A 12,424-nucleotide genomic window follows, 5' to 3' on the forward strand; every position below is an offset into this window, starting at 1 on the left:
ATTCACTGCAATGATATTGGCTCTTTTGCTGTTCATTCCCTATTTCAACATCTTCCCCATCCGTCCTGCGGCTTCGCTAATCATCGGGGCTAATTCCTTCATCTTCTGCATGGACAACCGGCTCACAGGTCCCGATACGGATAAAGCTGCCGCCAAATGATGCGAGCGGTCATAGATCGGTACAGATACCGCCGCTGCCCCAGGCTCCCGCTCTTCAAAGCTCGTCGCATATCCCAACGCTTGAATCTCCGATAATTGGCTCACATAGTGCCCATTCTCTTCATCTGACACCCATTCTAGAGATTCCAACAACTCTGCGCGAACCTCTTCTTTGGCAAATGCAATAAGAACTTTACTGGATGCTCCAACCGATAAAGGCGCCCGCATACCTACAGGAGCCACACGCCGAATCGCTTGATTACTCTGCACGGCTTGAATCCGAATCCGTTCTTTGCCATCTTGCAGATAAAGACTGACCGTCTCTCCCAAGACATCACGCAGTCGTTCCATTTCGGGCAACAGAATGTGAGCAGGATCGTCTTCTTGCGATTGGTTCGCTGCCAATTCCCAGACCCTCATACCCAACCGGTATTTCTCCGTAGCCTGATTGCGGGTGATAAATCCCTTCTCTTCCAACGTGGTTAACAATCGATGCACCGTACTCTTATGTAATCCGATTTTACTCGATATTTCCGTCAGTCCTAAATCCGTATCCGTTGTAAAACAAATGAGGATATCTAATGCCCGCTCTACCGCTCGAACGGTCAATTTCCGTTCTTCCATCAGAGGATTCCCCCCTTGTAATAGTTTCATAGAATGAAACTTAGTTACATACAGTATAACGCATTTGTCATCTATCCGTAAAGTTGAGATTGTTGTGTTACAGCTGGATTACAAGCACCTTACAAATAGCGAGCACCCATTGACCCTAGGTCTATCTCATCATACGATATAACTATAAACAGGAATTTGAAACGCTTTCATAGTGTGATTTTAGGCCTAAAGACATCAAAGAAATTTGGAGGTGTACGCGATGACTTCATCTACATGGACAGAACCCGTATTACAAGGTGAGTTGCTTCAACCGAGTGTACCCGCCATTCCCTATCGCCGGCTCCGATTCAAGCATGTCACGGTCGCGCTACTACTCTCTCTTATATTTGTTATCGCATTTGCTTTTCTAGCATTGCATGGATATATTGCCTGGGTGCTCTCGAATCCCACGGTTGCCACAATTACTTCAAATCCTTATATGGCAAAAAGATTACAGTATGAGACGGTCGCTTTCCCTGCGCTGGATCATAGCACAAACTTGGATGGTTGGTATATTCCAGCAGCCAATTCGAAGAAAACCATTGTATTTAGCCATGGCTATGGCGCTAATCGCGAAGAACTATGGGTACCGATGTATGATTTAGCCCAATTTGCACATCGTTTGAACTATAACGTGGTCATGTTCGACTACGGATTTGCATCCACAACACATAAACTCGCCGCAACAGGCGGCGCGATTGAAAGTCAACAATTGTTAGGTGCTGTCGATTACGCGAAGCAGCGTGGTGCTAAAGAAGTAGTCGTCTGGGGATTCTCGATGGGTGCCGGCACGGCCCTTCAAGCCGCTCTGAAAACCGATGATATTAACGCGATGATTCTGGACAGTACTTTTCTACTAGAACCTGACACGCTGTATCACAATATTAGTCAGCACATTCAATTGCCTCGTGATGTATCACTGCCCATCTTACGTTCGTTATTCCCGGTTATTAACGGAACCAGCTTAAAGCAAATTCCTTATGAAGAAGTCAAACAGCATGATTACAAAATGCCCATCTTCTTCATTCACGGCACGAACGATGAGAAAGCACCTTATCCGATTGCGGAACATCTTGCTTCCAATCAGAGCAATGCGGCATCCGAAGTATGGATCTCGAATGGATCACTGCATGAAATGATCTATCGCCAGCATTCGAAAGAATACTTGAAACGTACAGCCGCCTTCCTCAATGAAGCCTTATAAGTATATCGCAGATAATTTCTGCTTATTATGAACCAGCATGTCATAGGCCATCCATCCTTCGAATATCTTGTTAAGAGATGTTCCAAGGAGGTGCTGATGACATGCTGTTTGTTTATGGTGCGCTCATGCCTTTGCGCGTACTAGAAGAAATCCTACTATGGAAAACGCAAGAAAAAGATAATATCGATTTAATCCAGAAATCCCTCCCCACCCTTGAACCGCAATATGTTGCGTGGCTCTCACAATGGGAGCAAGTAATCAACAAGACGATCGACTATACGCCCTATTACATACATAAATTACTCCAAGCTCAACCTCCCTATCCAGAAGAATTACAGCATCAGGTGGATTTCCTCTTAAATACCGCGATCTCCCAATCGGTCGAATTTATGAAGCAGTTACGACAAATCATGGAGAGCAGTCCGGCCATTCAGCGGAATCCTTTAATTCAAATTATGTTACGACGGATCTTACAGCAATCCGAATATTTCATCCTTGCCATGCAGCCTGTTGTGAATCCAAGTGTCGGTCTACAACCTGCGCCTAGCGTAGAAGCTGAGAGAGAGGAGGCTGAAGCCGTGCATGTCCCTCAGAATCATGGTCATACAAACCCTGCCCCTATACAGGATAATCTCTATCGTGAGGACGCAGCTGAAGCTAATCCGGATGAAGCTCGCCGAGAGAAGATATGGTCTGATTTCATGAAAAAGGACCCTGTCGAAGAACCGAGGACACCGGTTCCTATTGGCGGCCATCGTCTGCCTCCCCTCCCTTATCCCTATAATGCGCTAGAGCCTCATATCGATGAGATGACCATGCAAATTCACCATGACAAACACCATAAAACCTACGTCGACGGATTAAATAAAGCAGAGTTATCCTTAGCCGATAGTCGGAATAAAGGGAACTATGACTTCATCAAATATTGGGAGAACGAGCTCGCATTTAATGGCTCTGGACACTACCTCCATACTCTATTCTGGGATATCATGAGTCCGAACGGCGGCGGGAAACCTGAGGGAGAATTGCTCGAGCAGTTGAACCAAGACTATGGCAGTTATGAACAGTTCAAAGCTCAATTCACTGCAGCTGCGGAAAAGGTTGAAGGCAGTGGATGGACCATACTTGTCTGGTCGCCGCGCAGCGGCCGTACGCAGATTCTTCAAGCGGAGAAACACCAGAATTTAACCCAGTGGGATAATATTCCGCTGCTTCCGCTGGATGTCTGGGAACACGCCTATTACTTGAAGTATCAAAACAACCGTCCAAAATATATTGAAAATTGGTGGTACGTGATCTGCTGGCCTGAAGTGGCGGAGCGCTATAAAAAAGCCAGACAGTTAAAATGGCAGCCTTGGTAACGAGGTTCCTATCTCCATAAGAATACCCTCGCGGAGGTTCTCCACGAGGGTATTTGTACGGCTGTCCTCCTCATTTGCAATCTTCCTCATAGGACAGAGGGGATTTCTTCCTTCCGCAGCATCTCATTCTTCTCCCAGCTTGCGAAGAAGTCTTCCCATACGATATGGCAACGATCTTCATCTGTCCCCATCACGATGCCGATGGTTCCATCCACTACGAACACGACACGATCGCCGATGCGAAACATCGCGATCACCCTAACCGAAAGATGATCCCGTGACCACCTTTCGGATACTCCCACTTAATATTCTCATGCGGGCAGCCAATTCGGCAGCTTCCGCACTCATGACATCCCTCATACCCCACATGCATGCGAATATCTTCCCACTTATATACCTCTGCCGGGCAAAAAATCGTACAGATTTTGTCCGGACATTTCGTCGCGCAGGTATCATAATCCAACACATGCAAATGGGAGTTCGTGTCTGCTTTGAACCGAATCAAATATTGCTTCTCTTCAATCGACTGTCCCTTGGCTGCATTACTCATTTCATCACCCTCCATGCTTGAAACAAGTCGCGAGCAATCTTCATCTTCTCTCCTGCCGTACCGATCCCTTGCCAAATCTTCCGCTGCTTTTCTCGCTTCGACGTTCCGTCGACCGTAAACATTTGGCTTGCTGCACGGTTCAACATCGGGATATATTGCTCGAAGTAATGCGGGTACTTCTCGAAATGATGCGTCGCATCCTTATACTTCTTCAAATCTTCACCGACAAAGGAATCGAGCAATCGGCGCTTATATACATCCAACGTTTTTTCGGTAAAATCCCCTGCAGCGATCGCTTCAATAATCGTCTCAGCCGCGACTACACCAGAGGTCATCGCCATATTCGATCCTTCTCGGTGAATGGCATTCACCAACTGGGCTGCGTCGCCAACCACGAGCACGCCATCCCCGACGATTCGCGGCATGGAGCGATATCCTCCCTCAGGAATCAAATGGGCGAGATACTCCTGTTGATCCGTTCCTTGCAGATACGGACGAATCATCGGATGTGTCTTCACATATTCAAGCAATTCATAAGGTTTCAGCTTATGCTTGATGAGGCCTGACAGCATCGTGCCAACCCCAATATTCAAGCTATCCTTATTCGTGTACAGCCATGCGGTTCCGAGGATGCCTTTGGTAGAATCACCAAATATCTCAATGGTACAGCCTTGATCGCCTTCCAGATTGAACCGGTCTTCAATAATCCTCTTATCGAGCTTCAAGACTTCCATGACGGCTAGCGCCACTTCATCCGGCTTGAATTCCTTATGAAAACCGAGAGACTTCGCTAGCAGCGAATTCACGCCATCTGCTAGTACCACTACATTGGCGTAGATGTCTCCTTCAGGACGATCTGTACGCACACCAACTACGCGTCCGTTCTCGACAATACATGCTAAAGCGACCGTCTCATTCACAAGGACAGCGCCTTGCTCCACCGCTTTATCCGCGAACCATTGATCAAATTTCGCACGCAGCACCGTAAAATTGTTGTAGGGTTCCTTTCCCCACTCCATCCCTTTGTAACTGAAGGTCGCAGCAGACTCCTTATCCAGCATCATGAACCGCTGCTCAACGATCGGGCGCTCAATCGGGGCTTCCTTATAGAACCCGGGAATGATATCTTCCATCATCTTGCGATATAACACACCGCCCATGACATTCTTCGAACCAGGATATTCCCCCCTCTCCAGCAATAAAACGCTTACATTGTTCTTGGCTAAAGTATATGCGCAAGCGGTTCCGGCTGGACCGGCGCCAACCACGATCACATCAAATTTTTCAGCCATATTCCACCTCTTTCCCGAGTGCTTGTTGGAAGGCCTGGGTTAATAGGGGCACAATCTGGAATGCATCGCCCACAATCCCATAATGGCAAGCCTGGAAGATCGACGCATTCGGATCTTGATTGATGGCAATGATCAGACCGGAATTCTGCATGCCCACCAAGTGTTGAATCGCCCCAGAGATACCAATGGCAAAATAAATCTTCGGGGTCACGGTGACACCCGTCTGTCCGACCTGAGCGTGATGTTCAATCCACCCGGCCTCTACAGCATCCCGGCTTGCGCCCACGGATGCGCCGATCGTATTCGCGAATTCCCGAATCATTTCGAAGCCAGCTTTGCCGCCGAGGCCTTTCCCTCCAGCCACGATGATATCCGCCTCATCCAAGCGGATTCGTTGGACGGCAAATCGCACGATATCCAACACTTTCGTACGAATCTCTTCTTCGCGAAGCTCCACAGGCTCCTCCATAATTTCACCAGCACGGCTATAATCCGGTTCTAAAGCTTTTACAACCTTCGGACGAACCGTCGCCATTTGTGGCCGATCCTTCTTGCATAGAATCGTCGCCATGATATTACCGCCAAAGGCCGGACGACTAGCCTCTAGCAGCCCTGTTTCCGCGTCCACATCGAGCATCGTCGTATCTGCGGTCAATCCCGTTGCCAGATCCGTCGCCACCGCACTCGCTAGATCCTTGCCCGTCGAAGTGCCACCATAGAGGAAGATTTCAGGCTTATACTTCTGACAACCGGCGATAATAGCCTTCATGTAGGATTCTGTCCGATAGTACTTGAAGATGGGAGCATCGTACACATAGACACAATCCGCGCCATAAGCAATCGCATGTTCTGCGAGTGGTTTCACACCGTCGCCGATTAAGATCCCTGCTAGCGACACGCCCCTCTTATCGGCTAGACGCCGTCCCGCCCCCAGGAGTTCCAGCGATACAGGGACAATGGAGCCGCTTTTATGTTCAAGGAACACCCATACGCCATGATAATCTTCAATATTCACTGTGGTCCGCCTCCTTTACGCATGCCGACATCCCGGAACAATGTCTTTCTCTCCATGAGTATCGAGAATAACCGCTGCACCTGTTCTTCGCTTGTGCCTTGGAGCATCTCGCCCCCCTTCGGCTTCTCAGGTGGCCATACCTTTGCAACAATCGTCGGGGATCCTTTCAGTCCCAGTAGTGTCCGATCGACATCGCCCAAGTCATCGACGGACCAGACGACAGGCTGATACCTTGCTGCTCTCAGCATATTCGGAAGGGTCGAATACGGAATCTCATTAATCTCCTTCTCGACGGAGAGTAGACAGGGGAGTGAGGTCTGGATCACTTCATACCCATCCTCCAGCTTACGGTGCACAATCGCAATGCCCGCTTCCTGCTCAAGCTCCACAACTTTATTCACGCTCGTTAACGGCGGGATGTCCAACCGCCGCGCAATGCCCGGACCCACTTGGCCGGTATCCCCATCGATGGTCATTTTGCCGCAAATGATCAAATCGATCGGATGAAGGGTCCCAATCTTCTCAAGTGCCTTGGTCAATGAATAACTCGTAGCCAGCGTATCCGCCCCGGCAAACGCACGATCCGTAATCAAATATCCCTCGTCCGCTCCGATCTCAATGCATTTGCGAATCGCCTTCACGGCTGGCGGAGGCCCCATCGTAACGACGGATACCTTCCCCCCATATCTCGCTTTCAGCCGAACAGCTTCTTCCACCGCATGGGCATCATACGGATTTAGGATGGCAGGAGCGCTGGAACGATCCATGGTGTTCGTCTTGGGGTTCATTTTGATGATTTTCGTATCCGGGACCTGCTTAATACAAGCGACAATGTGAAGCATAAGCAACCACTCCTTTATCATGGCTGGATCGACACATTTCTTCTTATCACTTTATTGTTGCAACGCCTGTTCTATGCCCGCTAATAGACAAAATAACCCCACAAAGTGGGGATTTGGCTTCGAAGCTGATTCAGGTACTTTGCGGGGGGCCCCGGAAATGCAAAAAAATCGCCCGTACGGCCCCTATTCAGAGCCTTACAGACGATTTATGCCATGAAATATTTATTTGATTAAAGATAAGAATTCATTCCGAAGCGTTGCGCTCTTACGGAAGCTTCCCCGTACGCCGGAGGTCACTGTCTTGCTGCCCGGCTTCTTCACACCACGTGCACACATGCACAAATGTTCTCCCTCGACAACAACCATCACCCCATGGGGCTGCAGCACTTCTTGCATAATATCTGCAATTTCAGACGTAATGCGTTCCTGCACTTGCAGCTTGCGTGTCACGGCTTCAACCAAACGCGCCAGCTTGCTTAATCCAGCAATTTTACCGCTTGGAATATATCCAATATGGATCTTTCCGAAGAAAGGCGCCATATGATGCTCGCACTGGCTGTAATACGTAATGTCTTTCACGATCACGAGTTCTTCATGTTGTTCATCGAACGTGACGCCAATCACTTCACGTGGATCTACCGCATATCCTGCAAAAATCTCTTCATACATGCGAGCGACACGCGCAGGCGTCTCGATCAGACCTTCCCGTTCAACGTCCTCGCCAATTAATTTCAGAATTTGCTGCACATGGTACTCGATCTTCTCGCGATTCTGTTCCACGTTTTCATTCACGTAATCTTTTGCTCCCGACAAGATGTTCCCCACTTTCTTACCACAATAGATAAGAGCTACCCTCTTAACGCGGTCGTTCATCTTCGAATGGACCGCGGGTAAAGGTTTTTCTCACGTATCGCTTACTTAAATTTACGGCCCCCGCCTTGACTCTTCATCATTTGCTGCGCCTTCTGCATTTGCTTGCTATTCATGTTATAACCCATTTGCTTCGCCATCTTGGCAAGCATTTGCGGATCATTCTGCATCTTCGTCATTTGTCTGCGCAGATAGAATACGCCGATGACAAATCCAAGAATCAATCCCACAACCAACGTAATAATAGGCAATGCAATATTCATTGTATACGGTCACCCCAACTTGTTATTTAACACCTTAAATCAGATTAAACATTCAAACTGTCGAATGACATTTTGAAGAACCTCTTGTAGGTGCATTATTTCCACATATCATAGCATGTCACTAACCCACTGACAAACTGAAAATCAATCCTGCCGCTGCTCTAGCGCAAGAAGGATTTGTTTCTTATCTAACCCGCCGCCGTAACCTACCATCGCACCGCTTGCGCCAATCACGCGATGACAAGGCACGATGATCGATACCGGATTCTTATTATTCGCTCCGCCTACCGCGCGAACGGCCTTTGGCTGGCCAATCTGTTCTGCCACTTGCTTATAAGACCACGTCTCCCCGTAAGGGATTTCCGTAAGGGCTTGCCAGACTTTCCGTTGGAAAGGAGTTCCTTGCATATCCAGCGGAATATCGAACGTTGTACGCTGCCCGCCAAAGTACTCTTTCAACTGGCCTACAATATCATCCAAAGCCGCCGAGTTAGGTATCAGTTCAGGATGTTCGTACCAACGGCTTGTCCATTGCTGAATTTTCTCTTCACGATCGGCATATGTGCCAAATTCAATATGACAGAGCCCTTTCATCGAACGAATGAGTGTTAAGGTTCCTATAGGAGAATCCATCTCTCGGTAAAATAACGGCTCCGTGTCTGCACCAAGCTTCACTCGCGCACGTTGAATAGCTTCCAGCACCTCGATATGCGATTCCCGTTGTATGACATCATTCAATACATCCATGGATGCTTCTCCCCCAATCTTGCTCAAAGCCCACGCTGCTGTATAACGCAGCTCATATCTCGGATCTTCCCGCATAACAGTATGCAAATGTGGAATGGCAGTTGCGTCCTTGAAATTCCCTAACCCAATAATCACATTGCGCTGAATTGGTTTCTTACCGCGCCATGAGGAGGCATTACTGCCAAATCTCGCTTTGAATTCCTTGTTGCTTAAGCTGAGTAACGGAATTAATAACGGCTTCACGGTCTCCGGATCCGGTTGCAATTCCGGATGCTGGGTCCAGTTCTTGCCGCGATTCGGCGGACAGACAATCTGACATGTATCACAGCCATAGAGTCGGTTCCCGATCTTCGTCATGAACTCTTCGCTTAACGTGCCTTTGGTCTGGGTGAGAAATGATATGCAGCGCTGAGCATTCAATTGCCCTGGCCCTACAAGTGCGCCTGTTGGACAAGCATCAATACAGCGATTGCAATCCCCGCATCCCTCTTCCACAGGGGTATCCGGCTCAAAAGGCAGATTCGTGATCATTTCCCCCAGATACATCCACGAACCCAACTTGGGCGAAATAATCGAGCAGTTCTTCGCGCTCCAGCCAATCCCTGCCCGCTCTGCAACGGCACGATCGGAAAGCGCTCCGGTATCTACCATACTCTCCATCCGGGCTTCCGGAACCCGTTCTTGAATAAATGCCTCTAACCTTGCCAACCGCTCGCGAAGTGCTTGATGATAGTCTTGGCCCCAGGCGGATCGCGATAAGATACCGCGATATGCACCTGGTTCGGATTTCGGTGGATCTATGAGCTTGGACGGATAGGCGACCGCAATGGCAATAATCGATTGTGGTCGATCGAATAAGAGTGCCGGTTGGACACGCTTGTCCAGATCCGGCTCCTCGAACCCGGATTCATATCCCTTGGCCCGATGCTCGATAAGCCTATTTTTCAGCGTCGTGAACGGATCCGCCGATGCGAAACCGATGCTATCGATCCCGAGTGACGGAGCCGCTTCTATGATGTCTGACTTCAGTTGCGCCCATCGTTCAGCCTCTGCCTGCGCAGTCGGCTTCCATGGTTCCGACACTTGTAATTCACCTCTTTGTATTATTTATCGCTAAGTTAACACGTTCCAACTATAACCATCGGAAATTCGATAGCGGCCACACAATCATATCTGCCCTTCCAATAATGTCTGAGCTGTGCACAGGCCCGAATCGACGGCTATCCTTGCTTTTCTCGTGATGACGGTTATCCCCCATCACAAAATATTCATCTACTTGCAAGGTCAAATGAAACGGCTTATTATCTTCAATCCCGGTGTTCGTATAAGATTCGGACTGAACGACACCATTCACAATTAATTGATGGTTGGATATTTGCAGTTCGTCTCCCGGTATGGCCACGACTCGCTTCACCAGATACTGCTTCCCAACATCCGGTGAGGGATCACGCAGAATAACCACTTCTCCACGTTTGGGTTTGGCGAAAGCGTAGACAATTTTATCGACAAACAGTCGATCTTGTTCATGAAGAGTCGGCTGCATCGACTCCCCCTTCACCTTCGACAGATTAAACACGTAGGTCTGCAGCAGCACAACGATGACCATGGCGATGATCAGCGCTTTGATCCAATCAACGAGATTCGATCTCCATTTGCGCGGCGGTCCTGCATTCGTCTGAAGTGATTCCTTCTCCGTGAACACCGAATTATCCATAGGCAATTACTCCCCGACGTATTGTTGTCTCCATAAATCGTAATACGACACCACAAGATCATCTTGAAACGGAGCCTTCTGATTCTGGATGCGGTTCAACAATTGTGCGAGGCCCTCAGTCACTTTGTTCTGAACAATGTCTGAGTAGTGGTAACTTACCTTATGTCGTTCATATTCATCGCGGTCTACTATATCTATATGCCCATTGGCGTAAAGTACAACATCCAAATCATAATCAATGTAGGTTACAACATTTCCATGCATGTACGGCGGTGAAGCAATATTGCAATAATATCGCACGCCCGTCTCTTCCATTAAAGCAACGATATTGTACCATGCTCCTGGGATAAAAAACGATACCGCTGGTACTTTGCTGACCCACTGCTTGCCATCTGCCTCCATAATCGGAGTCTGGCAATTGATTAACACAACCATATTCTCATGGGTATGGGACGGGTCTAAGCTTTCCCTGGGAATCAACCAATTTTTTAGCCACTGGCGATGTAAATGTCCATTATGTTTGAAGCTTTTTATCAATATAGGTGTGTAAGTTAAATTCTCCATAGTAATAGAAAAGCATATCTTCTACCCATTTGCAATGGCGTTCGAAGATATGCTCTATAAAGGATGATTCTGCTCGATTAACCGGTCACGATTCTAAGTTTCTGAAAAGCCTGGAGTACACTTGCAGCTCCAAAGCCCATCGATGCGAATAACGGTAAAATCGGTTCGTTGTGTTCGTCGCCAGCAATACAAATCTTTTTCACATTACGGCCTTCAAAACGCTGCTGCATCGCCGTAATCAAAGATTTGCCGACGCCTTGGTTACGCGCCTCTGGATGAACAGCTAGTCTGTAATAGCATCCATGATTATTGTCTATAGTTCCGATAATAGCTCCCTTGACTTCACCATCTTGATGGTGTACTAGGACAAGATCGCTATCCCACGATAACTGCCTTGCAAAAGCCTCCATTGTCTGTTCGTAGCACGTCTCTGACAACGCCTCCTCAAACAACTGAGTTACCTGCATATAATCCGACAACTGAAAGGAACGAACATCCATGCTTAAATCTCCTTTATTCATAAGCTGAAATGATAAACACGAGACCCAGAAAACTATATTGTTATAATACAACAAAAATCGACGAAAATCCTCTTATTTTTTTAATAAATCCTTAATAATCTTCAAAATACTCCGTTTTTCTCTTGAAAGCGCTTAAAATTAACCGCTTTCAGAAAATGGGAAAAATCGTTTCCATTTCGTGTTTCTCTAGGCTTTTTTCTGCATTTATAATCTGGATTTATGAAAAGTTTCAGAATAAGCTGGAAAATATGAGAAAACCTCTATTCGAGGTACTTTCGAAGATGAGCGACCGCGTTTAGAGGTAGGTTTTATCGCCAAATAGAATTTTTTAGTTTCGTTACGTCGAAACTTGATAAATTCTATTGTGGTGGGAAAAGCCTCTATTCGAGGTACTTTCGAAGATGAGCGACCGCGTTTAGAGGGGCAACCCCACGATCCCTTATTGTGTGAACCTCTATGTTGGTGGATAGGTGAGATGGGTTGGTGCTTCAGTTCAGCTGTCGTAGATACGAGATCTTGACAAATTAAATAAACACCTTGTATATAACGGACATGAGAGACCTTATTGTCTGCTATGCTCATAGATTAGACGTTTTTTCGGACTCAGATGCACTTATTCCATTCGAATCATGAGTATATAGCTTATGTTTAGCATAATAAGAGCTGCT

General features: G+C 47.5%; 14 protein-coding genes. 2 read left to right on the top strand and 12 right to left on the bottom strand.

Annotated elements, in window-relative coordinates; translation table 11 throughout:
• Positions 1–39: 39 nt before the first annotated feature.
• A complete protein-coding gene (locus BVG16_RS19600) occupies positions 40–783 on the bottom strand; it encodes an IclR family transcriptional regulator (RefSeq protein ID WP_078500768.1) in 744 nt (247 codons plus the stop codon).
• Between the two features lie 250 nt (positions 784–1,033).
• Here BVG16_RS19600 and BVG16_RS19605 point away from each other — a divergent pair, with 250 nt between their 5' ends.
• Both BVG16_RS19605 and BVG16_RS19610 read left to right on the top strand, forming a co-directional pair.
• A complete protein-coding gene (locus BVG16_RS19605) occupies positions 1,034–2,017 on the top strand; it encodes an alpha/beta hydrolase (RefSeq protein ID WP_078500769.1) in 984 nt (327 codons plus the stop codon).
• Between the two features lie 101 nt (positions 2,018–2,118).
• Positions 2,119–3,378 carry a Fe-Mn family superoxide dismutase gene (locus BVG16_RS19610; RefSeq protein ID WP_078500770.1) on the top strand — a complete coding sequence of 420 codons (1,260 nt, stop codon included), beginning with the start codon at positions 2,119–2,121 and terminating at the stop codon, positions 3,376–3,378.
• 86 nt (positions 3,379–3,464) lie between these two features.
• Here the strand turns inward: BVG16_RS19610 and BVG16_RS33185 are convergent, their stop codons facing one another.
• From BVG16_RS33185 to BVG16_RS19660, 11 genes are all read right to left on the bottom strand, one after another.
• On the bottom strand, positions 3,465–3,626 hold the full coding sequence (locus BVG16_RS33185) for a hypothetical protein (protein ID WP_198957507.1): 162 nt from the start codon (positions 3,624–3,626) through the stop codon (positions 3,465–3,467).
• Positions 3,627–3,631: 5 nt separating this feature from the next.
• Entirely contained in the window at positions 3,632–3,928 is a 297-nt protein-coding gene (locus BVG16_RS19615; RefSeq protein WP_078500772.1) for a ferredoxin family protein, read from the bottom strand.
• On the bottom strand, positions 3,925–5,220 hold the full coding sequence (locus BVG16_RS19620) for an FAD-dependent oxidoreductase (protein WP_078500774.1): 1,296 nt from the start codon (positions 5,218–5,220) through the stop codon (positions 3,925–3,927). The genes BVG16_RS19615 and BVG16_RS19620 overlap by 4 nt, the downstream gene beginning before the upstream one ends.
• Entirely contained in the window at positions 5,213–6,235 is a 1,023-nt protein-coding gene (locus BVG16_RS19625) for an electron transfer flavoprotein subunit alpha/FixB family protein (RefSeq protein ID WP_078500776.1), read from the bottom strand. Before BVG16_RS19625 ends, BVG16_RS19620 begins: the two co-directional genes overlap by 8 nt.
• Positions 6,232–7,077: an electron transfer flavoprotein subunit beta/FixA family protein gene (locus BVG16_RS19630; protein WP_078500778.1), complete on the bottom strand. Its 846-nt coding sequence runs from the start codon at positions 7,075–7,077 to the stop codon at positions 6,232–6,234. Before BVG16_RS19630 ends, BVG16_RS19625 begins: the two co-directional genes overlap by 4 nt.
• A gap of 222 nt (positions 7,078–7,299) precedes the next feature.
• On the bottom strand, positions 7,300–7,890 hold the full coding sequence (folE, locus tag BVG16_RS19635; protein ID WP_078500780.1) for a GTP cyclohydrolase I FolE: 591 nt from the start codon (positions 7,888–7,890) through the stop codon (positions 7,300–7,302).
• 101 nt (positions 7,891–7,991) lie between these two features.
• Positions 7,992–8,210, bottom strand: coding sequence for a YneF family protein (locus BVG16_RS19640; protein WP_078500782.1), 219 nt, complete (start codon positions 8,208–8,210; stop codon positions 7,992–7,994).
• Between the two features lie 144 nt (positions 8,211–8,354).
• Positions 8,355–10,040, bottom strand: coding sequence for a tRNA epoxyqueuosine(34) reductase QueG (queG, locus tag BVG16_RS19645; protein ID WP_078500784.1), 1,686 nt, complete (start codon positions 10,038–10,040; stop codon positions 8,355–8,357).
• A 49-nt stretch (positions 10,041–10,089) separates the two neighbouring features.
• A complete protein-coding gene (gene lepB, locus BVG16_RS19650; protein ID WP_078500786.1) occupies positions 10,090–10,671 on the bottom strand; it encodes a signal peptidase I in 582 nt (193 codons plus the stop codon).
• 6 nt (positions 10,672–10,677) lie between these two features.
• Entirely contained in the window at positions 10,678–11,100 is a 423-nt protein-coding gene (locus BVG16_RS19655) for a DUF402 domain-containing protein (protein WP_332888799.1), read from the bottom strand.
• 212 nt (positions 11,101–11,312) lie between these two features.
• The gene (locus tag BVG16_RS19660) at positions 11,313–11,735 is read right to left on the bottom strand and encodes a GNAT family N-acetyltransferase (protein WP_078500788.1); all 423 of its coding nucleotides are present in this window, start codon (positions 11,733–11,735) and stop codon (positions 11,313–11,315) included.
• Positions 11,736–12,424 lie beyond the last annotated feature (689 nt).

Origin of the sequence: Paenibacillus selenitireducens (assembly GCF_002021565.1) — a bacterium.
GTDB lineage: Bacteria > Bacillota > Bacilli > Paenibacillales > Paenibacillaceae > Paenibacillus_K > Paenibacillus_K selenitireducens.

Bases quoted from the DNA above. Each gene is read 5' to 3' on its own strand.
- BVG16_RS19600 (WP_078500768.1), bottom strand. From the start codon at position 783: ATGGAAGAACGGAAATTGACCGTTCGAGCGGTAGAGCGGGCATTAGAT.
- BVG16_RS19605 (WP_078500769.1), top strand. From the start codon at position 1,034: ATGACTTCATCTACATGGACAGAACCCGTATTACAAGGTGAGTTGCTT.
- BVG16_RS19610 (WP_078500770.1), top strand. From the start codon at position 2,119: ATGCTGTTTGTTTATGGTGCGCTCATGCCTTTGCGCGTACTAGAAGAA.
- BVG16_RS33185 (WP_198957507.1), bottom strand. From the start codon at position 3,626: ATGTTTCGCATCGGCGATCGTGTCGTGTTCGTAGTGGATGGAACCATC.
- BVG16_RS19615 (WP_078500772.1), bottom strand. From the start codon at position 3,928: ATGAGTAATGCAGCCAAGGGACAGTCGATTGAAGAGAAGCAATATTTG.
- BVG16_RS19620 (WP_078500774.1), bottom strand. From the start codon at position 5,220: ATGGCTGAAAAATTTGATGTGATCGTGGTTGGCGCCGGTCCAGCCGGA.
- BVG16_RS19630 (WP_078500778.1), bottom strand. From the start codon at position 7,077: ATGCTTCACATTGTCGCTTGTATTAAGCAGGTCCCGGATACGAAAATC.
- BVG16_RS19640 (WP_078500782.1), bottom strand. From the start codon at position 8,210: ATGAATATTGCATTGCCTATTATTACGTTGGTTGTGGGATTGATTCTT.
- lepB (WP_078500786.1), bottom strand. From the start codon at position 10,671: ATGGATAATTCGGTGTTCACGGAGAAGGAATCACTTCAGACGAATGCA.
- BVG16_RS19660 (WP_078500788.1), bottom strand. From the start codon at position 11,735: ATGGATGTTCGTTCCTTTCAGTTGTCGGATTATATGCAGGTAACTCAG.